Genomic DNA, 24,609 nt, shown 5'->3' with positions numbered 1-24,609 from the left:
CAACATCTCGTTGCATGGCGGTCGGGCGCACCCTACAGCCCGTCGCCATGATCCTCTCTCGATACGAACGGATGATCGCCCGCCGCTATCTGCTGCCGGGCAAGGGGGAGGCGTTCATCTTCCTCGTCGCGTCGATCAGCCTCGTCGCGGTCATGCTCGGTGTCGCCGCGCTGGTGATCGTGATGAGCGTGATGAACGGCTTTCGCGCCGAATTGTTCGACAAGATCGTCGGGCTGAACGGCCATGCCGTGGTCCAGAGCGTCAGCGGCCGGATGCCCGACTGGCAGGACATTGTGAAGCAGGCGCGCGCGACCCCCGGCGTGACGAGTGCGGTGCCACTGGTCGAACAGCCGCTCGCCGCCACCTATAATGGCCGGGCGGAGGCTGCGCTGGTACGCGGCATGCGGACGAGCGACATGCGCGCCGCGATCGGCGCCAACATCAAGCTCGGCTCGCTGTCGTACGTGAAGCCCGGTAGCGGGCAGATCGCGATCGGATCGCGCCTTGCAGAATCGCTGGGCGCGACCGTCGGCAGCGAGATCCAGCTGTTCAGTCCGCAGGGGCAGACGACGGTCTTCGGCACCGTGCCGCGGATCGTCAGCTATCGCGTCGGTGCAATCTTCGAGATCGGCCTGTACGACTATGACAAGGCCTATGTGATGATGCCGATGGAGGATGCGCAGCGGCTGCTCCTGCTCGGCGATTCGGTCGGGATGATCGAGGTGCAGACCGCCAATGCGGACAAGGTCGGCGAAATCCTCGCGCCGCTTGGCGACAAGCTGCCGCCGGGCACCGTCATCCAGGACTGGCGATCGATGAACGCGCAGCTGTTCCAGGCGCTGGCGGTGGAGCGCGTCGCGATGTTCACCGTCCTGTCGATCATCATCCTCGTCGCGGTGTTCAACATCCTGTCCAGCCTGATCATGCTGGTCCGCGCGAAGACGCGCGACATCGCGATCCTGCGCACGATGGGCGCGACGCGCAGCGGCATGATGCGCATCTTTATGGTCGTCGGCACGACGATCGGTGCGCTCGGCACCGTCGCCGGCCTCGCCCTGGGCGCGGTATTCCTCTTCTATCGGCAGGGGGTCGTCAATTTCGTCCAGTTCGTGACCGGACAGAACCTGTGGGACCCCTCGATCCGCTATCTGACCGAACTGCCGTCCAAGACCGATCCCGTCGAGGTGATCGTCATCACGGCGATGGCGCTGATCTTCAGCTTCCTCGCGACGCTCTATCCGGCATGGAAGGCGGCGAGCACCGATCCGGTTCAGGTCCTGCGCTATGAATGATGCCGTACTCCAGACACGCGGCCTGACGCGCAGCTTCACGCAGGGCGGTCAGACGATCGACGTGTTGCGCGGCGTCGACCTGTCCGTCGGGCCGGGCGAGATCGTCGCGCTGGTCGGGCCATCGGGGTCGGGCAAATCGACGCTGCTTCAGGCGGTGGGCCTGCTTGAGGGCGGGTTCGAGGGATCGATCCGCATCGGCGGCGAAGAGGCGGCGAGCCTCGATACGCATGGCCGTACGGTGATGCGGCGCGACCGGCTGGGCTTCGTTTATCAGTTCCACCATCTGCTGCCCGATTTCAACGCGATCGAGAATGTCGTGCTGCCGCAGCTGATCCACGGTGCACAGCGTGGGGCGGCAGAGGCGCGCGCGGCGGCGCTGCTCTCTGCACTTGGCCTGGGTCATCGCCTGACGCACCGGCCGAGCCAGCTTTCGGGGGGCGAGCAGCAGCGTGTCGCGGTAGCGCGCGCGCTGGCCAATCGCCCCGCGCTGATCCTCGCGGACGAGCCGACGGGCAATCTGGACGAACAGACCGCCGACGTCGTGCTCGCCGAATTCCTGCGGCTGGTGCGCGAAGAGGGATCCGCGGCGCTGATCGCGACGCACAATGAGCGGCTGGCGCAGCGGATGGACCGCGTCGTTCGCCTGCACGACGGGCGGCTGGCGTGACGGCGTGGAGCGCGACGCCGACGCTGATCGGCCGGCATGTCACGCTCCGTCCGTTGATCCATGACGACCTGCCCGCGCTGGCGGACGTTGCGCGCGCGGGCGACCTTTTGGACATTTTCTACGCCAACGTGTCGATGATGCGCGACCCCGACCGGTGGTGGGCGGCGGCTTCGCGCGAACGCGACTTCGGCCGCGCCTTGCTGTTCGCGGTCGAAACGCCGGACGGCCGCGTCGTCGGCACCACCCGGTACATGCGCCTCGCGCCCGCGCATCGCCGGCTGGAGATCGGCGGCACGTTCTACGCAAAGGCGGTGCAGCGGACGGGCGTCAACACCGAGGCGAAGCTGATGCTGCTCACCCATGGCTTCGAGGTGATGGGCGTGCAATGCGTCCAGATCCGCACCGATGCGCTCAACCTGCGCAGCCAGGCCGCGATCGAGCGGCTGGGCGCGAAAAGGGACGGCGTGCTGCGCGGCCATCAGCAGATGGCGGACGGACGGTTGCGCGACACGGTCGTCTACTCGATCCTCGATCGCGAATGGCCGGGGGTGAAGGCGAACCTGCATTATCTGTTGAAGCGCCACGCATGACCGGCATCACATCGCTCACGGTCGCTGGCGCGGACGGCGCGCGGGTGCCGCTTGACCGGTGGGCCGGTCAGGTGCTGCTAATCGTCAACACCGCTTCGCAATGCGGTTTCACCCCGCAATATGCCGGGCTGGAGGCGCTCCATCGCCGCTATGCCGACCGGGGTTTTGCGGTGCTCGCCTTCCCCTGCAATCAGTTCGGGGCGCAGGAGCCGGGCGACGCGGCGGAAATCGCCAATTTCTGCTCGCTGACCTACGACGTCACCTTTCCGGTCTTCGCCAGGATCGACGTCAACGGCGCCAATGCCGATCCCTTGTTCAACCGGCTGAAGACCGTCGCACCCGGCATCCTAGGATCGAAGGGCATCAAGTGGAACTTCACCAAGTTCTTGGTAGATCGGACGGGCCGCGTTGTCCGCCGTTACGCCCCGACGACGAAGCCCGAAGCGCTGGCGGCGGAGATCGAGGCGCTGCTTTAGACGGCAGGTGCTGTGAAGGCGGGCGCACCCTTGCGGTGATGCACCGCCGACACGATCGACGTGGTGCCCCCGAACAGGAAGCTGATCCCCAGGATGAAGCCCGGCAGCGTCAACGCCGACCAGGGCAACGTGACGAGGACATAGATCGCCAGCAGGATGTTGACGACGCCGAGCGCGATCATCAAGCCGCGGCCGCGGCGAAACCGCGCGCCGAGCCCGATCTCCAGGGCGCCGCGCACGCCGAGCCAGATCGCGATCATCAGCGTCAGTGAAAGCGCACCGGTCGCCGGCTCGAACGCCATCAGCAAGCCGACGACGAGCGACAGCAGCCCGAAGCCGATCGCATAACCGCGCCCGTCATGCCCCTTGCCGAAGATACCCGCGCCCAGCGACACTATGCCCGCCGCGACGAAGAACGCGCCGATCACCAGTGTCGCGGCCAGCGTCGCCGCGAACGGCCAGGCAAAGGCGGCGAGCCCAAGCAGCACCGACACGATGCCATAGGCAAGGATCCATCCCCATCCCGCCCCCGCGGGCGCGCCCGATAGCGGATCGGTGAAGCTGCGGCGATCGGTCATGACTGGTACCTTTCCGTTGTGCGGGCGAAACGGAGTTTTCCACCGCCGGTTCCCGCACACCGCTGTTCGAATCGCCGCGTCTTCGCTACATGGCGGCGATGCATTCCGGGTTCGTGCCGCTTCGTATCTTTTCCTCCTACACGATGCTGGATGGCGCGATCGAACCCAAGGCGATCGCGAAGCAGGCGAAAGCGCTCCAATTTCCTGCCGCTGGCCTCACCGACCGCAATGGCCTCTACGCGGCGATGGCCTTTTCCGACGCCGCGAAGAAGGATGGCGTGCAGCCGCTGATCGGCACGATGTTGTGCGTCGCGCGACCCGACATGCCGGACGGCGTCGCCGCGCCGCTCGACTGGCTGGCGCTGTATGCGCAGGATATGACGGGGTACGACAATCTGTGCGCGCTCGTCAGCCTCGCGCATCTCGAACGCCCGCTCGAACTTGCCGCACACATCGACTTCGCGATGCTGGAGGGGCGTACCGATGGGCTCATCGCGCTGACCGCGGGCGGCGAGGGGACGCTCGCGCGTCTGTTCGCGGAAGATCAACCGGCACGCGCACAGGCCTATTGCGACCGGCTTCAGGCCTTGTTCGGCGACCGTCTGTTCATCGAGGTCGCACGGCGCGGCGATCCGGTGGAGGAAGCGTCGGAACAGGCGCTGATCGATCTTGCCTATGCGCGCGACCTGCCGCTGGTGGCGACCAATCCGTGCTGTTTCGCCGAAAGCGCGTTTCGCGATGCGCATGACGCGATGCTGTGCATCGCCCATTCGACGTATGTCGAAAGCGACGATCGGCCCAAATCCTCGCCGGACGCGTGGCTGAAGCCTGCCGATGCGATGAAGGCGCTGTTCGCCGATCTGCCCGAGGCGATCGACAACACGCTCGTCGTCGCACAGCGCTGCGCGGTAATGGCGCCCAAGCGCAAGCCGATCCTGCCCAGTCTCGCGGGCGACCGCGCGGGCGAGGCGATGATGCTGCGCCGCGACGCGCACGCGGGGCTGGAGGCGCGGCTGCGGCGCATCGTCGAGGTGGAGCGCGGCATCGCGGTGGCGGAAGCGCCCGCCGATGCACCGACGCAGAGGCTGGACGACGTCACGCCCGAATACCTCCGCGCCCGTTTCCCGGACTATTTCGAACGCCTCGACTTCGAGATCGACGTCATCGTCCAGATGGGTTTCCCCGGATATTTCCTGATCGTCGCGGACTTCATCAAATGGGCGAAGGATCACGACATCCCCGTGGGGCCTGGCCGTGGTTCAGGCGCGGGCAGCGCGGTCGCGTGGGCGCTGACCATCACTGATCTCGATCCGATCAAGCTCGGCCTGCTGTTCGAACGCTTTCTCAATCCGGAACGCGTGTCGATGCCCGACTTCGACATCGATTTCTGCGAAACGCGGCGCGGCGAGGTGATCCGCTACGTACAGGAGAAATACGGACGCGATCAGGTCGCGCAGATCATCACCTTCGGTAAGCTGAAGGCGCGCGCCGTGCTCAAGGACACTGGCCGCGTCCTCCAGATGAGCTATGGCCAGGTCGACCGCCTCGCCAAGCTTGTCCCCAATCATCCTACCGACCCATGGGACCTGAAGCGCGCGCTGAACGGCGTGCCCGAATTGGCGAAGGAATATGCCAACGACAATCAGGTCCGCCGCCTGCTCGACCTCGCCACCAAGCTGGAAGGCCTGCCGCGTCACTCCTCGACGCACGCCGCGGGTGTGGTAATCGGCGACCGCCCGCTCGCGCAGCTCGTCCCGCTCTATCGCGACCCGCGTTCCGACATGCCGGTGACGCAGTTCGACATGAAATATGTCGAAGGCGCCGGGCTGGTGAAATTCGACTTCCTTGGCCTCAAGACGCTATCGGTTCTGAAGAAGGCCGTCCAACTGCTTGCGAAGCGGGGCATTTCAGTCGACCTCGACGCGCTGCAATGGGATGACGAGGGCGTCTACAAGCTGCTGCAGAAAGGCGACACGGTCGGCGTCTTCCAGCTCGAATCGGAGGGGATGCGACGTACGCTCAGCGCCGTCCGCCCGACCAATTTCGGCGACATCGTCGCGCTCGTCTCGCTCTACCGTCCCGGTCCGATGGACAATATCCCGAGCTTCGGCCGCCGCAAGCAGGGGACGGAGGCGCTGACCTATCCCCACCCGTTGCTCGAGCCGATCCTGAAGGAGACCTACGGGATTTTCGTCTATCAGGAACAGGTGATGCAGGCGGCGCAGGTGCTTGCCGGCTATTCGCTCGGCGGCGCCGACCTGCTGCGTCGCGCGATGGGCAAGAAGATCAAGGCGGAAATGGACGCGCAGCGCGCGACCTTCGTCGAGGGCTGCGCCACGCACAACGGCATCGGCAAGGATTATGCGAACCAGCTGTTCGACTTGATCGACAAGTTCGCCGGCTACGGCTTCAACAAGAGCCACGCCGCCGCCTACGCGCTGCTGGCCTATCAAACGGCGTGGCTGAAGGCGCACCATCCGCACGAATTCTTTGCTGCGTCCATGTGTTACGACATGGCCCTGACGGACAAGCTCAGCATCTTCGTCGATGACATGCGGCGGTTGGGCGTCGGCATCGCCGGGCCCGACATCAACGCCAGCGAGGCGGAGTTCGACGTGCAGGAGACGCCGGACGGCCTCGTCGTCCGCTACGCGCTCGGGGCGCTCAAGTCGGTGGGCGAGGGGGCGATGGAAAAGCTCGTCATGGAGCGCCAAGCGGCGGGGCCGTTCAAGAGCCTCGACGATCTCGCCAATCGCGTCGACCCGCGGCTGATCAACAAGCGCCAGCTCGAAACGCTCGCTGCCGCGGGCGCCTTCGACGCCATCGAGCCGAACCGCGCCGCGGTTCATGCGGTGGCGGAAACGATCCTCGGCCTTGCCGCGCACACGCATGCCGGGCGGACGAGCGGGCAGGGTGGCCTGTTCGGGACCGACGACGCCGCCGGCGACACGATAAAGCTCAACCGCTCGCTACGCTGGAACATGGCGGAGACGATGGAGCAGGAGAAAGAGGCGTTCGGCTTCTATTTTTCCGCCCACCCCGTCGATCGCCACGCGCATCTCGCGCGCATGCACGGTGCGCGGCAATATGTCTCGCTCACCGAATTGCGCATTCCAGAGGATGGCACGCGCGCCGGCGCGACGATGGCGGTGCTGGTCGAGGAGGCGCGCTGGCGCACCTCGGCGCGGGGCAAGCGCTATATGATGGCGACGCTGTCCGACGCGAGCGGCCAGTTCATCGCGACCTGTTTCGACGATGCCGTCGCCGCCGACCTGGAAGAGGCGGCGCGCGAGGGCGGCTGCGGCCTCATCACCGTGGAGCTCGACCGTCGTCCCGGCGAGGAGACGCCGCGCGTCTCGGTCAAGCGGATCCAGCCGTTCGAGAGCCTCGCGACGCACGCGCGGTTCACGATCGAGGCGAAGGTCGCCGATCGCGCCGCACTGGCCGCACTCGCCGACCTGCTCGGCGCGGCGCGGGGCGCACGGGGGGAGGTGCGCGTGCGCATGCCGATCGACGGCGGCGAGGCGAAGCTGCTGCTGGGCCGCGATTTCCTGCTCGACCTCGAGCTCGTCGCCGCGATCGAGGCAATACCCGGCATTACCGAAGTTGCGCTCGATCGCGCTGCTTCCTCGCAACTGCAACTGGTCGGCTGAGCGATGCCGATCGATACCGACCTGCCGTTCACGCCCGTGCGCATCGCGGTGCTCACCGTGTCGGACACGCGCGGCCTCGCCGAGGATCGGTCGGGCGACACGTTGGTCGCGCGCATCGCGGCGGCGGGGCATGTCCTCGCCGATCGCGCGATCCTGCGCGACGATGCCGATGCGATCGTCGCGCAGCTCGATCGCTGGATTGACGATCCGTCGATCGATTGCGTCGTAACCACCGGCGGCACGGGCGTCACCGGCCGCGACGTCACGCCCGAAGCGGTCGAGCGCGTCGCGGACAAGATGATCCCCGGCTTTGGCGAACTGTTCCGCTGGCTGAGCTATGCCAAGATCGGCACGTCCACGATCCAGTCACGCGCCTGTGCCTGCGTCGCGCGCGGCACGTACGTCTTCGCGCTGCCCGGATCGACCGGCGCGGTAAAGGATGGCTGGGACGGCATCCTCAAGGATCAGCTCGACAGCCGCCACCGCCCCTGCAATTTCGTCGAGCTGATGCCGCGGTTGAAGGAGCGGTAAGCGCGCTGGTGTTCAGCCCGACTGGACGACGCCCAGTTCATGCCCGTCGGGATCGGCGAACTGGAACCGTCGACCACCCGGAAAGGCGAAGATCGGCTTGGTGACGCGACCACCCGCCTGTTCGACCGCCGCGAGCGCCGCGTCCAGGTCGTCGACCTTGATCACGGGCAGCAGCGCCGGCGTCCGCTCGGCGGGGTCGGCCTGCAATCCCACGTCCGCGCTGCCGTAGGTGGTTGCCGCATAGGTCGGGCCGTAATCCATGAAATTCCAGCCGAACGCGCTACTGTAGAATGCCTTTGCCCGCGCCGGATCGGTGACCGGCAGTTCCAGATAGTTCAGCCTCGCCATCATCGCCTCCATGTTCTTGCTATGTTCTACGTCAATCGCTATCGTTCCGCAATGGCCGAGCGCAAATCCAGAGCCGTCCGCGGCGCGACGCAGAACCGCGAAAGCCTTCGCTTCAATCTGCCGCAGACGGTGGTGGATGGCGACTGGCTCGATGCGCGCGACGCGATCGACGGCGCGCCGCCGCCGCTCGCAACGACGGTAACCGTCGAACATCCGCGCACTATCATCAGCCGCAACGCATCGCCCGACATCGGCTTCGACCGGTCGATCAACCCCTATCGCGGCTGCGAACACGGCTGCATCTATTGTTTCGCGCGACCCACGCACGCCTTTCACGACCTGTCGCCCGGGCTCGATTTCGAAAGCCGCCTGTTCGCCAAGCCCGATGCGCCCGCTTTGCTCACCGCCGAGCTCGGCAGACGCGGCTATGAAGTCCGGCCGATGGCGCTCGGCACCAACACCGATCCGTATCAGCCGATCGAGCGCGACTGGCGGATCACGCGCGGCATCCTGGAGGTGCTGCGCGAGGCGCATCACCCGCTCACCATCACCACCAAATCCGACCGCGTGACGCGCGACATCGACATACTCGCGCCGATGGCGGCGGAGGGTCTTGCGGCGGTGGCGATCTCGGTCACCTCGCTCGATCCGCAGACGGCGCGGACGATCGAGCCGCGAGCGCCGCATCCCGGCCGCCGCCTTGCCGCGGTACGCACGCTGAGCGATGCGGGGGTGTCGACCTATGTCTCCATCGCCCCCGTCATCCCGGCGGTGACCGATCATGAACTGGAACATCTCGTCGCGCGCGCGGCGGAGGCGGGCGCTCGGGCGTGTTTCTTCATTCCCGTCCGCCTGCCGCACGAGGTCGCGCCGCTGTTTCGCGCCTGGCTCGATACCTATTATCCCGATCGTGCCGACAAGGTGATGGCGACGATCCGCTCACTGCGCGGTGGACGCGACAACGATCCGGACTTCTTTACGCGGATGCGCGGCAGCGGCCCGTGGGCGGAACTGATGCGGACGCGTTTCGCCATCGCATGCCGGCGTCATGGCCTCGCCAACCGCGGTGTCCCGCTGCGTTGCGACCTGTTCCGCCCGCCGGCCGGGCCGCAGGGCGAATTGTTCTGATCGTTATCGCGGCCTTTACCGTGATGTGACACGAGGCGAAGCATGCCGGCCGCGCGTCCATCCCCCCTGCATCGCCAGCCGTCATGGTCGCTGGTCGCGCTGGTGTTGACGGCCGCAGCGCTGCTGCTGCGCGTGCCCGACCTGGGCAATCCGATCATCGATCTGGACGAGCAGATGTATCAGCTCGTCGGGCTGCGGATTTGGCAGGGGGCGGTGCCCTATGTCGACGTCTGGGATCGCAAGCCGATCGGGTTGTTCCTGCTCTACGCGGCGACGCAGGGGTTCGGGGGAGACGGCGTCGTAGCCTATCAGGCGGCGGCACTCCTTGCGGCGCTACTGACCGCAGGGGTTATCGCGATGCTCGCCGCGCGCCTCGCCTCGCGGCGCGCCGGGCTGATCGGGGGATGCGGCTATCTCGTCTGGCTCGCCTTGCTGGGCGGTCGGGGTGGTCAGTCTCCGGTCTTCTATGACCTTTTCGTCGCGATCGCGGGGTGGCTGGTCTTGCGGTCCGCGTACGACGGACGCGTCTGGCGCGTGCGCCTGGCGATGCTGCTGATCGGTCTTGCGATCCAGATCAAGCCAACCGTGATCGTCGAAGGGTTCGCGCTCGCCGGCGTCGCCCTGTACGCGATGTGGCGCGGCAAACGCGCCTCGGGCCGGCTGGTGAAGGAGGCGGCGATCCTCGGCGCGCTCGCCGGCCTGCCGAGCTTGCTCGCCTTCGCCGTCTATGCGGGAATGGGGCATGGCGCGGACTGGTGGTTCGCCAACGTCCGCTCGATCTTCCTGCGTCACGTCACCGCCAACGAGCCGGTGGCCACGCGTGTCGAGGGGCTTGCGCTCGTGCTCGTCGTGCCCGCGATCGTTGCGCTTTTCGGCCTGCGGCGGTTGCAGGGGGCGGCGCGTATGTTCCTTGCCGCCTGGCTCGTGGCGGCGGTCGTCGCGCTGGCCGCCATCGCGCCCTATTACAACCATTACGCGCTACCGTTGCTCGTGCCGCTGATGGTCGCGGCGGGTATTGGCGCCGACGGTCGCGGGCCGCTCGCCATCCTGCTCGCCGCGGCGGCAGCGGGGCTGCTGTATCTGTCGGGCTATCCGCATGTGGGCGAAACCGCCGCGGCCCGGCGCGCGGTCGCGCACGGTGCGGCGCTGATCCGGCACTATGCCCGTGGCCGCGGATGCCCGTTCATATTCCAGGCGCCGCCCGTCTTCTACACCGCCAGCGGCGCCTGCCTGCCGACCCGCTACCCTTTCGCCTCGCACCTGACGTTCGCGGGGGAGCGCGGCGCGATCGGCGTCGATCCCACCACAGAGGTGGCGCGCATCCTGCGCGGGCGGCCGCCCGTCATCGTCACCACCACGCCGCATGGCGACGTCAACCGCGCCACCTTCGCGCTCGTCGGCCATGCGCTGGCCACACATTATCGCCGTGTCGGCCGGGCGCTCGGCTACGACATCTACGCCCTGCCGCGATAAAGGTCGTCGGTTCCCGGATCGCTCTGCCACGCCGGCCGTTTCCGGTGCGGAGGAGACGCGTATGACCGACCCCAACGACCCGCAGCCCGCCGACGTGGATGCACCGGAAACCGAGACCCCCGATGCCGAATCGGGTGCCGGCTACGGCAATCACGCGCCCGAAGACGACGATCCGGAGGCGTAAGGCTGCGGCTCAGGCGGCGAAGCGATAGTCCCGAAACGTCTCGCGCAACGCCGTCTTGAGCAGCTTGCCCGTCGCCGTGTGCGGCAGACTGTCGACGAATACGACCGCGTCGGGCAGCCACCATTTGGCGACCAGCGGTTTCAGATAGGCGAGCATTTCAGCCTCGGTCACGCCGGCGCCGGGCTTGCGCACGACGACGAGCAACGGGCGCTCGTCCCATTTCGGATGCGGCACGCCGATCGCGGCGGCCTCGGCGACCCCGGAGCAGCCAATCGCGGCGTTTTCCAGCTCGACCGAACTGATCCATTCGCCGCCCGACTTGATCACGTCCTTCGACCGGTCGGTGATCTGCATCGATCCGTCGGGATGGATCACCGCGACGTCGCCGGTATCGAACCAGCCGTCCGTATCGACCGCATCCGCCTCCGCGCCGAAATAGCGTTGGATAACCCAGGGGCCGCGGATGTGCAGGCGGCCCGCGCTCTTGCCGTCGCGAGGCAGGTGCCCGCCGTCTTCGTCGATCACCGCCAGTTCGACGCCATAGGGGATGTTGCCCTGCCGCATCAGCAGGTCCAACTGTTCGTCGCGCGACCATTGGTCCCAGTCGGGCGGGGGCGCTGCCGCGGTCGCGACCGGCGACGTTTCGGTCATGCCCCACAGGTGCTTGACCTCGATCCCCATGTCCATCAGCCGCGCGATCATCGCCCGCGGCGCCGCCGACCCGCCGATCGTCGCGAGCTTCAGATGCTCGGGCCGGTCGCCCGTCGCGTCGATATGCGCGAACATCGCCAGCCAGACGGTGGGCACGCCTGCGGAGATCGTCACCCGCTCGCGGTTCATCAGATCGCACAGCACCGCCGGGTCGTTGACCGCGGAATAGACCAAGCTCGCGCCCGCCAGCGGCGCGGCGAACGACGTCCCCCAGGCGGCGGCATGGAACAAGGGCACCACCGGCAGCAGGATCGCGGACGAGGTAAGCGTCAGCACCGCGGGCGAGGCGACGAGCAATGCATGCAGCACGCTGGAGCGATGCGTGAACAGCACACCCTTCGGATTGCCCGTGGTGCCGCTGGTGTAGCACAGCATGCACGGCTCCCGCTCGCCACCCGTGACCCAGTTGTAATCGCCGTCCTCCGCTTCGATCAGCGCCGCAAAGCCGTCGGGGCCGTCGCTGTCCATCACGACATAATGATCGATCGTCGTCCATCGATCGCGCAGCCGGTCGACGATCGGCTGGAACGCGCGATCGTAGAGCAGCACGCGGTCTTCGGCATGGTTGGCGATGTAGACGAGCTGATCGTCGAACAGCCGCGGGTTGATCGTGTGGATGACGCCGCCCATCCCGATCGCGCCGTACCAGGCGATGAGGTGATGCGCATGGTTCATCGCCAGCGTCGCAATCCGGTCGCCGGGCTTCAGCCCCAGCCGCTCGAACGCCTGCGCCAGCCGCCGCGCGTCCTGCGCGATGCCGGCCCAGTTCGTGCGCGTCTCGCGGCCGTCGGCCCAGCGCGAGACGATCGCGCGGTGCGGATGCTCGCGCGCGGCATGGTCGAGGATCGAGGGAACCCTGAGTTCAAAATCCTGCATGCCGCCCAGCATCGTCACGCCTCTCCCGTATGCCCGGCGATCATTCGCTTGGGCCGGTCCAGCATACCCGATCCCGGAACCGCGACAAGCGCGGTCCGCGTGACGAAAGGTTGCGTTCAGTCGTGCGCGACCGCGGTCGTCGATCGCGGCGAGACGCTGCCATTCACCGCGATCGCGGTCGCCGGCGCGCGGGTGTCGAGCCGGACCGACGATGCGCCGGGCAGGCCGGGGAAGCGCGGCCACATGCCCTGCGCCAGCGCGGCGCGGCTCGACGATGCCTTACGGCCGGCCTGCGCCTCGTACATCCAGTAATTGCGCAGCACCGTCGTCACATAGCCGCGCGTTTCCCAATAGGGGATGCTCTCGATGTAGAGCAAAGGATCGCCGCCGTCGTGGACGATGGCATTCCATTCGCCGACGGGCTTCGGCCCGGCATTATAGGCGGCGATCACCTTGGGCAGCAGGCCGCCCGTCACGCCCGCCATGTCGCGCAGCCGTTCCAGATGCCGCTGGCCGATGTCCATGTTGGTCGCGGGCCTGGCGAGCGCCGCCTTGTCGACCGTCAGCCCCCGCTCGCGCATGTAATCGGTCGCCGCCGCGGGCATGATCTGCATCAGCCCGAACGCGCCCGCCGGGCTCGTCACCTTGTTGCGAAAGCCGCTTTCCTCGAGCGTGTGCGCGTAGACCAGCGCCTTGTCGACGCGCCAGCCGCTCGCCGGCGTCCAGTTGGGCGTCGGGTAGCGTGCCTCCGCGGTCGCGGTGACGCCCTGCGGGCAATTGTGCGCAAGCCAGACCGTGGTCGCCGGCAGGCTCAGCGCCTCGGCGACGCGGACCAGGCTGCCGAACTCGCCCGGCGCGCCGATCCGCGCCTGCTGGCGAATGACATCGTCGGCAAGATCGGTTTCGCCGATTTCGACCAGCGCCGCGGCGACGCGCAGGTTCGGCCGCTTTTCCAGCCGCGCCCAATCGCCTGCGACGACGCCGCCGACGGGCCTGCCCTTGTCGCGGATCATCAGCGCCTGGCGCGACAACTGGCCGTAGAAACTTTCGGAGAATTGTGCCGCGGATTGCAGCCGTGCCTGCACCCGGTCGGGCCGGCCGCAGACGATGTCGGCGCGCGATGCCCAGTAGAGCGCAGCGGCGCGCAGGTCGACGTCGGTCGCGCGAGCGGCGACGCCTTCGAACCCCGCGCTCGCGGCGGCGCAATCATTCTGCCGCCACGCCGCCAGCGCGCCCATCCAGCGCCCCTGCACGGCCCAGTCGCCCGCACCGTCCGCGGCCTTCGCCGCCATCGCGCGCGTGTCGGTGTCGTCGCCGGTCAGGAAATACATCCAGGCGACCTTCGCCTGCCATTCGGTCTGCGCCTCGGGCGTCAGGCCACTCGTCGTCTCGAGCAGCGCCTGCGCCTCACGCGCCATGTCCGCCTTGACGAACGGCTGCATCTGCGTCGCCAGCGCCGCGGCGATCTCGTCGGATCGCACGGCCTTGGCGCGGACCCGGCGCGGCGCGCCGTCCTGCCAGATCAGCCGCTGCGCCGTCGGCAGGGGCGAAAGATCGGTAGCCCCGCGCGCCTTCGCCAGCCGGGCGATATCCGCCGCCTCGGGCAGTTCGGGCGCCTCGTTGAGCAGCGCGACGAGCGGTTCCATCTCGACGCGGGGCGATCCCTTGGCGGTGTAGAGCTCGGCGCGTGCGATCGCGTGCAGCGGGCCGGGCTTCATCGTGTCGAGCCCGATCTGCGCATCCTGCCAGCGTCCGTCGCGGATCGCCTGAAAGACGGCGCGATAGCCGTCGCGCTGCGCCGCATCGAGCTGGTCGGGAATGTGCTCGGCGATCCGGGCGGCGGCGGTCGTTGCGGGGCCGGCGGTATTCGTCGGATCGGGCGCGGCCTGCGCGGCCACCGGAACCATTATCGTCGCCAGAACGAGTGCCAGCTTTCGGGTCACGCGGGCCAATCCCCCATCAGCAATTGCAGGTCCTTCCAGGCCTCGGCCTTCGCTGCCGGCTTCTCGATCAGGAAACGCGGGTGAAAGGTCGCGACCACGTCGGTGGTGCCGCGTCTATGGTTAAACGGGTGTAAAGACCCGCGCGTGCCGGGCATTTCCGCCGACAGTATTGCACGGCTCGCCGCATTGCCCAGCAATAGCAGCCGCTTGGGCGCGATCAGTCCGACGTGATGGCGTGCGATGTCCGTCAGCCGCGCTTCGACCTCGCGCGGCATACGCCCGGCGACCGGCCGGCGGGCGCAGACCGCGGCAATGTGGACCACATCGCGCGACAGGCCGATCGCGGCGAGCATCCGGTCGAACAATCGCCCGGCGGCCCCGCTCAGCAGTGTGCCCGCATCGCCATCGTCCTTGTCGGGGCAATCCGCCAGCACCATGATCGCCGCATCCGGCGGGCCGCTCGCCGCTACGGAAATGCCGCGCCACGCCGCTTCCGGCGCGTCCCGCCCCAGCCGCCAGGCGACGAAGGCGTCCAGCGTATCGGGCATCGCCGCGGTCGGCTGAATGACGAGGGACGCAGGCACGACCTGCGCCGGCGCCGCGGCGGGCATCGGATCGAGGGGCAGCGGGGCGAGCCAGTCGCGCGGCGCATCCTCAACAAGCACGTCGACGCCGGCGTCCTGCCACCATGTCAGCGCGCTCGCGGCCGCGCCCATCCAGTCGAGATGCTGATCCGCCCCCACGGCGCGCCTTGTCGACGTGGTTGACGTTTTCGTCAACTTGTCCGATCGCGTCCGGGAGACAAGACGTTGCCGGCCCGCGCCCGATCGCCCGCTGCGATCGTTCCGCTACGGAAAACCGGCGTCCGGGAGTGAGATGATGTCGAACCGCGAATCGATGCCTTATGACGTGGTGATCGTCGGGGCCGGGCCTGCCGGCCTCACCGCCGCGATCCGCTTCAAGCAGGTCGCCGCCGAGAAGGGCGCGGACCTGTCCGTCTGCGTCCTTGAAAAGGGATCGGAGGTCGGCGCGCATATTCTGTCCGGCGCGGTGATCGACCCGCGCACGCTCGACGAACTGCTGCCCGACTGGCGCGAGGACGGTTGCCCGCTCGCCGAGGTGCCGGTGACCGAGAACCTGCACTGGGTGCTGAGCGCCAGGGGCAAGTCGTCGCTGCCGCACATCCTGACCCCGCCGTTCCTGCACAACAAAGGCACCTATACGGGCAGCCTGGGCAACCTGTGCCGCTGGCTCGCCGGCAAGGCGGAGGAACTGGGCGTCGAGATATTTCCCGGCTTCGCCGCGGCGGAAATCCTGTTTGACGAGCAGGGCCGCGTGAAGGGCGTCGCCACGGGCGACATGGGCGTCGCGCGCGACGGCACGCACAAGCCAGATTACCAGCCTGGCCTCGAACTCCACGCCAAATACACCTTCTTCGGCGAGGGCTGCCGCGGTCACCTGAGCAAGGAGATCATCCGCACCTTCGACCTCGCGAAGGACAGCGATCCCCAGGTCTATGGCCTTGGCGTCAAGGAATTGTGGGACATCGACCCCGCGCTCCACAAGCCCGGCCGCGTCATCCATACGCAAGGCTGGCCGCTCGGCGACGACGCCAATGGTGGCGGCTGGCTTTATCACCAGGCGAACGGCCAGGTCAGTCTGGGGTTCGTCACCTGGCTCAACTACACCAACCCCTACATCTCCCCCTTCCAGGAGATGCAGAAGTGGAAGACGCATCCGGAGATCGCCGCGATATTGAAGGGGGGCAAGCGCGTGTCCTATGGCGCGCGCGCGATCAGCGACGGCGGGTTGCAGTCGATCCCCAAGCTCGTCTTCCCGGGCGGTGCGCTGATCGGCGACAGCGCCGGCTTCCTCAACGTACCGCGCATCAAGGGCACGCACACCGCGATGAAGAGCGGAATGATGGCCGCAGAGGCCGCGGTCGATGCCATCCTGTCGCAGCGCGCGCATGACGAACTTGCCGCCTATCCGGAGGCATTCGAGCGCTCCTGGGTCAAGAAGGAGCTGTCGGTCGTCCGCAACGTCGTGCCCCTGGTCAAGAAGTTCGGCGATCTTCTGGGATCGGGCCTTGCCGGCCTGACGATGTGGCTCGAGCATTTCGGCATCCGCATGCCCTTCACGCTGAAGCATCATCCCGACCACGAGACGCTGTGGCGCAAGGACCTGGTCAAGCCGCCCATCTATCCCAAGCCTGATGGCGTGCTGACCTTTGATCGCCTGTCCTCGGTGTTCCTGTCGAACACCAATCACGAGGAGGACCAGCCCGTCCACCTGACGCTGAAGGATCCGAACGTCCCGATCGACTACGACCTGCCGCTGTACGACGAGCCTGCGCAACGCTACTGCCCGGCCGGCGTTTACGAGGTGGTGGGTGTCGAGGAGGGCGATCCGAAGTTCGTGATCAACGCCCAGAATTGCGTCCACTGCAAGACATGCGACATCAAGGACCCGACCCAGAACATCAACTGGGTCGTGCCTGAAGGTGGCGGAGGCCCGAATTATCCCAACATGTAAGCTTTCGTTTCTGGCGCCGGCAGCGATGATGATCGCCGCGCCGGCGCTCGCCGATACCGGCCAGACGCCGCGCGGCATCGCCGATTATATGACGGCACGCGCCGCCGACGCGGCGGGCCGCACCGACATCGCGACGCCGGCTTATGCCCGCGCGCTTGCCGCGACGCCTGGCGATACGACGGTTGCAGCACGCTCCTATCGCGAGGCGATGGAATCGGGCGATCTGGCCCTGGCGGCACGGGCGGCTCAGGCGTTGCAGGGATCGCCACAGGCGCCAGGCGACCTTGCGCTGTTCCCGCTGGCACAGGCCGCGGCGCAAGGCGATGCAACCGCGGCCGACCGGGCGATCGCCGGGCTGGTCGACACGCCGCTCGGCGTGCTCGTCCCCGCTTTGCGTGGCTGGAGCGCCTTTGCGCGCGGCGCCGATCCCCGTCCGGCACTCGCCGCCGCTGCCACGCTGAAAGACCCGATCGCGCAGCGGCTTGCGGTGGAAACGGGCGCGCTGCTTCAGATCGCGCGCGGCGACACCGACGCCGGCCTGGCGACGATCAGGGCGATGCAGCAGACGGGCGCGCCGATCGACCTGCGGCTGGCCGCGGCACAACTGCTTTTCGCGCGCGGCCAGCGCGAGCCGGCGCGGGCGCTGCTTGCCGGCGACGATCCCGTCCTCGCGGCCTTTCGCAGGGGCGTCGCGGCCGAGCCGACGCTCGCCTTCGGTGTCTCGCGCCTGCTCGCACGCGTCGCGGGGGACCTGGCGGGGCAGGGGCCATCGGTGCTGGCCGTCGCGCTCGCCCGCAACGCCCTCATCGCCGATCCTGCCGACGATCGTGCGCGGCTGCTTCTTGCCAGCGCGCTCGCGGCGGAGGGCATGACGGACGGCGCGCTGCGGCAGCTGGCGGCCGTCACGCCGAAGAGCCCGTTCGCGCCCTCGGCGGCGGCGGCACGGATCGACGTACTGACCGCGGCGGACCGCGATGACGAGGCGCTGGCGCTCGCCGCCATGCGCGCGAAGGCGCGGGACGCGACCGCCGGCGACTGGCAGCGCTATGCCGACCGCCTGCTCGCCGCCGGACGTTATGCGGAGGCCGCGCGCTGGTATCGCCGCGTGATCGACGATGGCGGCGCGGCCGGCGAATGGGCGAGTTGGATGCAATATGGCGGGGCGCTGGAACAGGCCGGCGACTGGCCCGGAGCGCGCGCCGCGCTGCAGAAGGCGGTGGCGCTCGCACCGTCCGAGCCGCTCGCGCTCAACTACCTCGGCTATTCGCTCGCCGACCATGGCGAGGATCGACCGGGCGCGATCCGCCTGCTCGAACGCGCGCAGGCACTGAAGCCCGATGATAGTTCGATCGCCGACTCGCTCGGCTGGGCCTACCATCTCGCCGGGCAGAACGCGCGCGCGTTGCCGCTGATCGCCCGCGCCGCACAGGCGCAGCCCGACAATGCGGAGATCGGCGAGCATCTCGGCGACCTGTATTGGGCGATGGGCCGTCGTTACGAGGCGCGCTACGCCTGGCGCGCCGCGGCTGTCGTCGCGGATGGTAGGGACGGGGCCCGCCTCGCGGAAAAACTCGTAAACGGCCTGCCCAACGGATGATCGTCGAACCTGCGCCTGCGAAGATCAACCTCGCGCTGCACGTGCGCGCGCGTCGGCCGGACGGCTATCACGCGCTCGAAACGCTGTTCGCCTTTGCCCGCGATGGCGACACGGTGACCGTCGTCCCCGCAGCCATGGACAGCTTTGCGATCACCGGGCCTTTCGCCGAAAAGCTTTCGCCGTCCACCGACAATCTCGTGACGCGTGCCCGCGATGCGTTTCGCGCGACGTTCGGCGGGACACCCGTCGCGATCACGCTCGACAAGCATCTGCCGATCGCGTCGGGTATCGGTGGTGGCTCGGCGGATGCGGCGGCGACGCTGCGCGCGCTCGCGCGGCTCACGGACGTGACGCCGGATGATCCCCGCCTCTTTGTGATTGCGACCGCGCTCGGCGCTGACGTGCCCGCCTGCCTGGACGGACGGACGACGCTGGGCACAGGGAAGGGAGAGGCGTTGACCGCCGTCGCGGGGCTCGCGGGTACGCCGCTTCTGCTCGTCAATCCGCGCGTCGCCGTATCGACCGCGGCGGTCTTTCGCCAATGGGATGGCATCGACCGTGGCGCGCTGACGCTGGACGACGACCTGCTGAAAACCGCACTGGCGGGCCATAACGATCTGGAGGCGCCTGCGATGGCGCTCGCGCCCGTCATCGCCGAGGTACGTGCGTTTCTCGATGCGGCGGAAGGCGTGACGCTGTCGCGCATGTCCGGCTCGGGTGCGACCTGCTTTGCGCTATTCGCCGATGCCTCGACGCGCGACGCAGCGGCCGCCCGCGCTCAGGCGCGCGGCTGGTGGACGATGACCAGCGAATTGACTTGAGCGATGGTCGAGGAGTCAGGATTCCTGACCACTTTTTGTCGCGTACCAAGCCGTTGATTTTACGTCGTTGTACAACCCCTCTATAAGCAAGGGGTGAATGGGGGGGTACAGGTAGACAAGTGCTCGAACGCCACGCATCGGGTAGCTTGAGGCGGTGCGGACGACGCATAACCGGCCATTCGGGGCTGCCGACCTCTTTTCGAACATCCGCCGGTCGTTCATCAGGGAAGCGGACAGCCTGCCGGCAAGGTCGATGCGCTCGTCCCCGAATCGATCGGACAGATTTTTCGCGCCAGCTCCATCCTTAAATCTCTTCGATAGTTCGTTGGCTCCGCCGAGTACGAGGCGCAATGGATCGATATGCGCCAAGTGATTTCCGAAGCCGCGCACCTGGTGCAATTGCCGATACGTTACGCTGGCGCGACTCTCTCCATCGAGATCGCCTCCGACGTCGAATATGTGATGGTCGATCGCGTTCAAATCCAACAGGTCCTGCTGAACCTCATCGTCAGCCCGCTATCCGTCACATGACGACGGCGAGGCCGAGGGGCCGTCCAGCAACGACGCCCCTCGGCTCTCGTTCTGGGCGAGGGACAGGCTGGTTGACCCAGCTAACCCGTCTGGCGGGCGAGCCGCTCGACGAGGAAGTCGACGAACACCCGCACCCGCGCCGGCGTGGTGGCGCCGCCGACGAAGACCGCGTGGATCAGCTCGACATCGCCTGGATTATAGTCTTCCAGCAGTGGGACGAGCCGCCCGTCCGCGATCTCGGCCGCGACGCTGAAGCGGCCGACGCGGGTGATGCCAACCCCGGCAGCGGCGAGCTGGCCCAGCGTCTCGCCATTGTTGGCGACGATGCCGCCGTCCACAGACAACGCGAAATCCCGGCCGTCGCGGCGGAACGGCCAGATCGGCTCGGCGCGGCGGAAATTGAAGTTCAGGCAGTTATGAGCGTGCAGATCCTCCGGGAACTTGGGCGTGCCCGCCCGCGCCAGATAGGCGGGCGACGCCACGATCACCCGCCGCGCTTCGGACAATTTGCGGGCGGTGAGTCCGCTGTCGGCAAGCGGGCCGAAGCGGATCGCGACATCGGCCTGCCCGCCGGCGATGTCGACCAGCGTGTCGGTCAGCGCCACATCGATCAGGATGTGCGGATAGGCGCGCGTGAAGTCGCCGAGCAGCGGCACGACGCACAACCGTCCATGCGCCAGCGCCGCACTGATCCGTAACCGTCCGCGCGGCGCGCCCTGATCGGCGATCTGCTGTTCGGCATCGTCGAGATCGGCGAGGATGCGGCGGGCGGCGAGCAGATAGGCCTGTCCCTCGGCGGTCAGCGTCAGCGCGCGGGTGGAGCGCAGCAATAGGCGGACGCCGAGCCGCGCCTCGATCCGGTCGATCGCCCGCGCCACCGCCGAGGGCGTCAGCCCGAGCGTGCGACCGGCGGCGGAAAAACTGCCTTCCTCCACGACGCTCGTGAACAGGGTGAGCGACCGGGCGCGATCGTCGCTGCCGATTACCTTTGCATCCAAGGCATAGATCCTTTGCACCGGCCGGCGGTTCCGCCGTGCTCCTTCGCTGTCCATTTATGCGCCCGACAATGACATTCGCAAAGGACATGTCATGGAATACCGGCAATTGGGATCGTCAGGCCTGCGCACCCCGGCCCTCTCGTTCGGCGCAGGGACGTTCGGCGGCAAGGGCCCGCTATTCAGCGCCTGGGGCACAAGCGACGCCGCCGAGGCACGGCGGCTGGTCGACATCTGCCTCGACGCAGGCGTCACGCTATTCGACACCGCCGACGTCTATTCGGATGGCGCGTCGGAACAGGTGCTGGGCGAGGCGATCAAGGGGCGGCGCGATGCCGTCCTGATCTCGACCAAGGCCGGCCTGCCGATGGGCGAGGGGCCGCAGGACTGGGGCGCGTCGCGCGCGCGGCTGATCGGCGCGGTCGAGGCGGCGCTGCGGCGGCTCGGCACCGACCGGATCGACCTGCTCCAGCTCCACGCCTTCGATGCCTCCACCCCGACCGAGGAGGTGATGGGCACGCTCGATCGGTTGATCGCGGACGGCAAGATTCGCTACGCGGGCGTCTCCAATTATCCGGGCTGGCAGATCATGAAGGCGCAAGCCCTGGCCGATCGCCATGGCTGGCCGCGCCTCGTCGCGCATCAGGTCTATTATTCGCTGATCGGGCGCGCCTACGAATGGGACCTGATGCCACTGGCGGCGGATCAGGGCGTCGGCGCGCTCGTGTGGAGTCCGCTCGGCTGGGGCCGCTTGACGGGCAAGATCGGACGCGGACGGCCGATCCCGGCAGGCAGTCGCCTGCACGAGACCGCGCAGTTCGCGCCACCGGTCGCGGACGAGCATCTCTACCGCGTCGTCGACGCGCTGGAGGCGGTGGCGGCCGAGACGGGCAGGACCGTGCCGCAGGTCGCGATCAACTGGCTGCTGCGGCGCCCGACCGTCTCGTCGGCCATCATCGGCGCGCGCGACGAAGCGCAGCTGCGCGACAATCTCGGCGCGGTCGGCTGGACGCTGACGCCCGAACAGGTGGCGTTGCTCGACGCGGCGAGCGACGTTCTGCCACCCTATCCGCACACTCCCTATCGGCAGCAGGAGGGCTTCGCCCGCCTCGCGCCGCCGCTGGTCTGAGGAGCCACGATCATGAAGTTCAATCCCGGGCTGATCGCGCTGGCGGTCGGCGCCTTCGGCATCGGCGTGACCGAGTTCGCGCCGATGGGCATGCTGCCGGTGATCGCCGCCGACCTGCACGTGTCGATTCCCGCCGCCGGGCTGCTGGTCAGCGCCTATGCGATGGGCGTGCTGATCGGCGCACCGTTGATGACGCTCACCACCGGGCGGATCGACCGGCGGACGTTGTTGATCGCGTTGATGGGCATCTTCACGCTCGGCAATGTGCTGTCGGCCGTGGCGGGCGGCTATTGGTTGCTGATGGCGGCGCGGGTCGTCACCGCGTTCAACCATGGCGCCTTCTTCGGCGTCGGATCGGTGGTCGCCGCGAGCCTCGTGCCGCCGGACAAGCGCGCGGGCGCGGTGGCGGCGATGTTCACCGGCCTGACGGTCGCCACGATCGGCGGCGTGCCGGCGGCGACCTGGGTCAGCGAGGCGATCGGCTGGCGCACCGCCTTCGCCGGGATCGCGGGCGTCGGCGCGATCGCGATGCTGTCGCTCCTCTTCGCGCTCCCGCCGCTGCCGGCTGCGGAGGGCGGCGACATGCGCGCCGAACTGCAGGTGCTGACGCGCGGGCCGGTGGTGATGGCGCTTGCCCTGACCACGATCGGGTTCGGCGGCGTCTTCATCGTCTTCACCTATATCGTCCCGATCCTGCGCGACGTGACGCATGGCTCGACCGGCTATGTCACGGCGATGCTGATGCTGTTCGGCGTCGGCGCGACGATCGGCAACGCGCTTGGCGGCAAGCTCGCCGACCGCTCGGTCGATCGGGCGCTGAAAACCATGCTGGTGATCATGGCGCTGACGCTGCTCGCCTTCACCGTGCTGATGCAATGGCCGGTGACCGCTGCCGTCGCGATCCTGATCTGGGGCATCGCCAGCTTCGCGATCGTGCCGCCCTTGCAGATGCGGGTGATGGATGCGGCCTCCGACGCGCCGAACCTCGCCTCCGCGATGAACATCGGCGCGTTCAACCTCGGCAATGCGATCGGCGCGGCACTGGGCGGCGGCGTGATCGGGGCCGGACTGGGGCTGCCTGCCGTATCGCTGGCCGGTGGAGCGATGGCTCTGGCAGCGCTGGGGATGCTGGTGGTTTTCCGGCGTCAGCCCGGCGCTGCGGCCTGCCCGGCCTGAAGAGCGGTCACGACTCCCGTCAGCTTGTCCGGATTGCGGACGATGTAGATCGCCGCGATCCGGCCGTCTCGAATGTCGAGCGCGGTGGTCTGGAGCACGCCGCCGGCCGCACGGCTGACATAGCCGGGCAGCCCGTCGATCGTAGCGAAGCGGATCAGTTCGGCAGGCTCTTCGGGATATTTGCGCCGCAACCCGGCGAACAGCCGCTGCGCCTTCGCCAGACCCCGGATGATGTTGTGGAATGCGAGGACGCGCCCGCCGCCGTCGGAATGGATCGCGACATCCTCCGCCAGCAGATCCGACAGCGCGCGGGCATCGCCATCCCGCGCGGCCGCGAAGAAGGCTCTGGTGATCCGCGCCGCCTCCTGCGCGTCGACCGGGTAGCGCGGCCGTGCCTCGGCGACATGCCGCCGGGCGCGGGAGGCGAGTTGCCGCACGGTCGCGGGCGCGCGGTGGAACGTCTTCGCGACTTCGGTCAGGTCGACGTCGAACACGTCATGGAGCAGGAACGCCGCCCGCTCCAGTGGCGACAGCCGCTCCATCGCCAACATCAGCGTAACGGTCAGGTCGTCGGCGAGGTCGTCCGGCTCGGTCGTGCCGAGCAATGGCTCGGGCAGCCACGCGCCGACATAGGTCTCGCGCCGCACCCGCGCCGACTTCAGATGATCGAGGCACAGCCGCGTGACCACCCGGGTCAGCCAGGCGGCGGGCGCGTCGACGCCCTCTGCCCGCGACCAGCGCAGCCAGGCGTCCTGGACCAGATCCTCCGCCTCGGCGAGCGAGCCGGTCATGCGATAGGCCAGCCGGACGAGCCGCGGCCGCTCCGCCTCGAACAGCGCAGGCTCAGGCATCGTCGACCGGATGCGCGACGCGGAACCCCACCTGAAGGCGGTTCCAGGTGTTGATCGCGCCGATCGCCATGGTCAGCCAGACCTGCTCCGTATCGGAAAACGCCGTCTTCAGCGCATCATAGTCCACGTCAGGCGCCCCCGTCCCGGGCAGCAGCGTCAGGGCCTCCGCCCAGCCGAGCGCAGCCCGCTCGCGATCCGAATAGAGCGTCGATTCCCGCCATGCGCCCAGCATGTACAGCCGCATCTCGCTTTCGCCATGACGGCGCAGATCGGTCGCATGCATATGCAGGCAGAACGCGCAGCCGATGATCTGAGACACGCGGAATTTCACCAGTTCGAGCAGATTGTGGTCGAGGCCGCTCGTCGCGAAGCTCTGCTCCAGCGCCATCATGGCCCTGATCGCTTCCGGGGCCAGAGCGTGCGGGTTCGGGATACGGGGTGTCATGGTCGGTCTCCTTGGGGTCCGACACGATGACGAGACAGCGATGGCAGGTGTGACATGCCGATCAAGAATCTTCGCCGCC

Annotated in this window: 23 protein-coding genes; 14 read left to right on the top strand and 9 right to left on the bottom strand. The window is 68.0% G+C overall.

The window, feature by feature from the left end:
- The first annotated feature begins 47 nt into the window (after window positions 1–47).
- The 4 genes from DM480_RS15100 to DM480_RS15085 are packed head-to-tail and all read left to right on the top strand — an operon-like array spanning window position 48 to window position 3,025.
- A complete protein-coding gene (locus tag DM480_RS15100) occupies window positions 48–1,292 on the top strand; it encodes a lipoprotein-releasing ABC transporter permease subunit (protein ID WP_115381447.1) in 1,245 nt (414 codons plus the stop codon).
- Window positions 1,285–1,959: an ABC transporter ATP-binding protein gene (locus DM480_RS15095; protein ID WP_115380326.1), complete on the top strand. Its 675-nt coding sequence runs from the start codon at window positions 1,285–1,287 to the stop codon at window positions 1,957–1,959. The genes DM480_RS15100 and DM480_RS15095 overlap by 8 nt, the downstream gene beginning before the upstream one ends.
- Window positions 1,956–2,549 (top strand): GNAT family N-acetyltransferase, encoded by a 594-nt coding sequence (locus DM480_RS15090; protein WP_115380324.1) that lies wholly within the window; start codon window positions 1,956–1,958, stop codon window positions 2,547–2,549. The genes DM480_RS15095 and DM480_RS15090 overlap by 4 nt, the downstream gene beginning before the upstream one ends.
- Window positions 2,546–3,025: a glutathione peroxidase gene (locus DM480_RS15085; RefSeq protein WP_115380322.1), complete on the top strand. Its 480-nt coding sequence runs from the start codon at window positions 2,546–2,548 to the stop codon at window positions 3,023–3,025. The genes DM480_RS15090 and DM480_RS15085 overlap by 4 nt, the downstream gene beginning before the upstream one ends.
- Here DM480_RS15085 and DM480_RS15080 read toward each other — a convergent pair.
- Window positions 3,022–3,603 (bottom strand): HdeD family acid-resistance protein, encoded by a 582-nt coding sequence (locus DM480_RS15080; RefSeq protein WP_115380320.1) that lies wholly within the window; start codon window positions 3,601–3,603, stop codon window positions 3,022–3,024. The two genes, DM480_RS15085 and DM480_RS15080, sit on opposite strands and share 4 nt — an antisense overlap.
- A 98-nt stretch (window positions 3,604–3,701) precedes the next feature.
- On the opposite strand from DM480_RS15080, the gene dnaE reads away from it, so the two are divergent.
- Both dnaE and moaB read left to right on the top strand, forming a co-directional pair.
- Window positions 3,702–7,256, top strand: coding sequence for a DNA polymerase III subunit alpha (dnaE, locus tag DM480_RS15075; RefSeq protein ID WP_115381445.1), 3,555 nt, complete (start codon window positions 3,702–3,704; stop codon window positions 7,254–7,256).
- A 3-nt stretch (window positions 7,257–7,259) separates the two neighbouring features.
- Complete coding sequence (gene moaB, locus DM480_RS15070; protein ID WP_115380319.1) at window positions 7,260–7,787, top strand: molybdenum cofactor biosynthesis protein B; 528 nt, start codon at window positions 7,260–7,262, stop codon at window positions 7,785–7,787.
- A 12-nt stretch (window positions 7,788–7,799) separates the two neighbouring features.
- On the opposite strand, the gene DM480_RS15065 is transcribed toward moaB, so the two are convergent.
- Complete coding sequence (locus DM480_RS15065) at window positions 7,800–8,135, bottom strand: VOC family protein (RefSeq protein WP_115381443.1); 336 nt, start codon at window positions 8,133–8,135, stop codon at window positions 7,800–7,802.
- A gap of 51 nt (window positions 8,136–8,186) precedes the next feature.
- On the opposite strand from DM480_RS15065, the gene DM480_RS15060 reads away from it, so the two are divergent.
- The 3 genes from DM480_RS15060 (at window position 8,187) to DM480_RS18765 (ending at window position 10,920) form a co-directional block, all read left to right on the top strand.
- On the top strand, window positions 8,187–9,263 hold the full coding sequence (locus DM480_RS15060) for a PA0069 family radical SAM protein (RefSeq protein WP_115381441.1): 1,077 nt from the start codon (window positions 8,187–8,189) through the stop codon (window positions 9,261–9,263).
- 42 nt (window positions 9,264–9,305) lie between these two features.
- Window positions 9,306–10,736, top strand: coding sequence for a glycosyltransferase family 39 protein (locus tag DM480_RS15055; RefSeq protein ID WP_115380317.1), 1,431 nt, complete (start codon window positions 9,306–9,308; stop codon window positions 10,734–10,736).
- A gap of 61 nt (window positions 10,737–10,797) precedes the next feature.
- Window positions 10,798–10,920, top strand: coding sequence for a hypothetical protein (locus DM480_RS18765; protein WP_269801929.1), 123 nt, complete (start codon window positions 10,798–10,800; stop codon window positions 10,918–10,920).
- Window positions 10,921–10,929: 9 nt separating this feature from the next.
- Here DM480_RS18765 and DM480_RS15050 read toward each other — a convergent pair whose 3' ends face one another.
- The 3 genes from DM480_RS15050 to DM480_RS15040 form a co-directional block, all read right to left on the bottom strand.
- Window positions 10,930–12,519: a long-chain fatty acid--CoA ligase gene (locus DM480_RS15050; RefSeq protein WP_115381439.1), complete on the bottom strand. Its 1,590-nt coding sequence runs from the start codon at window positions 12,517–12,519 to the stop codon at window positions 10,930–10,932.
- Window positions 12,520–12,623: 104 nt separating this feature from the next.
- A complete protein-coding gene (locus DM480_RS15045; protein ID WP_198665969.1) occupies window positions 12,624–14,414 on the bottom strand; it encodes a lytic transglycosylase domain-containing protein in 1,791 nt (596 codons plus the stop codon).
- Window positions 14,415–14,446: 32 nt separating this feature from the next.
- On the bottom strand, window positions 14,447–15,193 hold the full coding sequence (locus tag DM480_RS15040) for a uracil-DNA glycosylase (RefSeq protein WP_115380315.1): 747 nt from the start codon (window positions 15,191–15,193) through the stop codon (window positions 14,447–14,449).
- 136 nt (window positions 15,194–15,329) lie between these two features.
- Between DM480_RS15040 and DM480_RS15035 the strand changes: the two genes are divergently transcribed.
- The 3 genes from DM480_RS15035 to DM480_RS15025 are packed head-to-tail and all read left to right on the top strand — an operon-like array spanning window position 15,330 to window position 19,403.
- Window positions 15,330–16,985: an electron transfer flavoprotein-ubiquinone oxidoreductase gene (locus DM480_RS15035; protein ID WP_115381435.1), complete on the top strand. Its 1,656-nt coding sequence runs from the start codon at window positions 15,330–15,332 to the stop codon at window positions 16,983–16,985.
- Between the two features lie 25 nt (window positions 16,986–17,010).
- On the top strand, window positions 17,011–18,582 hold the full coding sequence (locus DM480_RS15030) for a tetratricopeptide repeat protein (RefSeq protein ID WP_232834037.1): 1,572 nt from the start codon (window positions 17,011–17,013) through the stop codon (window positions 18,580–18,582).
- Window positions 18,579–19,403 (top strand): 4-(cytidine 5'-diphospho)-2-C-methyl-D-erythritol kinase, encoded by an 825-nt coding sequence (locus tag DM480_RS15025; protein ID WP_115380313.1) that lies wholly within the window; start codon window positions 18,579–18,581, stop codon window positions 19,401–19,403. The genes DM480_RS15030 and DM480_RS15025 overlap by 4 nt, the downstream gene beginning before the upstream one ends.
- Before the next feature lie 15 nt (window positions 19,404–19,418).
- Here the strand turns inward: DM480_RS15025 and DM480_RS18330 are convergent, their stop codons facing one another.
- Both DM480_RS18330 and DM480_RS15020 read right to left on the bottom strand, forming a co-directional pair.
- Window positions 19,419–19,883 (bottom strand): hypothetical protein, encoded by a 465-nt coding sequence (locus tag DM480_RS18330; protein WP_198665855.1) that lies wholly within the window; start codon window positions 19,881–19,883, stop codon window positions 19,419–19,421.
- A 131-nt stretch (window positions 19,884–20,014) separates the two neighbouring features.
- A complete protein-coding gene (locus tag DM480_RS15020; RefSeq protein ID WP_115381431.1) occupies window positions 20,015–20,932 on the bottom strand; it encodes a LysR family transcriptional regulator in 918 nt (305 codons plus the stop codon).
- Window positions 20,933–21,023: 91 nt separating this feature from the next.
- On the opposite strand from DM480_RS15020, the gene DM480_RS15015 reads away from it, so the two are divergent.
- Window positions 21,024–22,058 carry an aldo/keto reductase gene (locus DM480_RS15015; protein ID WP_115380311.1) on the top strand — a complete coding sequence of 345 codons (1,035 nt, stop codon included), beginning with the start codon at window positions 21,024–21,026 and terminating at the stop codon, window positions 22,056–22,058.
- 12 nt (window positions 22,059–22,070) lie between these two features.
- Complete coding sequence (locus DM480_RS15010) at window positions 22,071–23,234, top strand: MFS transporter (RefSeq protein WP_115380309.1); 1,164 nt, start codon at window positions 22,071–22,073, stop codon at window positions 23,232–23,234.
- On the opposite strand, the gene DM480_RS15005 is transcribed toward DM480_RS15010, so the two are convergent.
- Both DM480_RS15005 and DM480_RS15000 read right to left on the bottom strand, forming a co-directional pair.
- Window positions 23,204–24,085 carry a sigma-70 family RNA polymerase sigma factor gene (locus DM480_RS15005; RefSeq protein ID WP_115380307.1) on the bottom strand — a complete coding sequence of 294 codons (882 nt, stop codon included), beginning with the start codon at window positions 24,083–24,085 and terminating at the stop codon, window positions 23,204–23,206. The genes DM480_RS15010 and DM480_RS15005 overlap by 31 nt on opposite strands.
- The gene (locus tag DM480_RS15000; protein WP_115380305.1) at window positions 24,078–24,530 is read right to left on the bottom strand and encodes a carboxymuconolactone decarboxylase family protein; all 453 of its coding nucleotides are present in this window, start codon (window positions 24,528–24,530) and stop codon (window positions 24,078–24,080) included. The genes DM480_RS15005 and DM480_RS15000 overlap by 8 nt, the downstream gene beginning before the upstream one ends.
- Window positions 24,531–24,609: the final 79 nt, after the last annotated feature.

This window comes from Sphingomonas sp. FARSPH, assembly GCF_003355005.1.
Lineage (GTDB): Bacteria > Pseudomonadota > Alphaproteobacteria > Sphingomonadales > Sphingomonadaceae > Sphingomonas.
The sequence above is the reverse complement of the archived record's forward strand: the minus strand, read 5'-3'. Positions and strand labels throughout refer to the sequence as shown.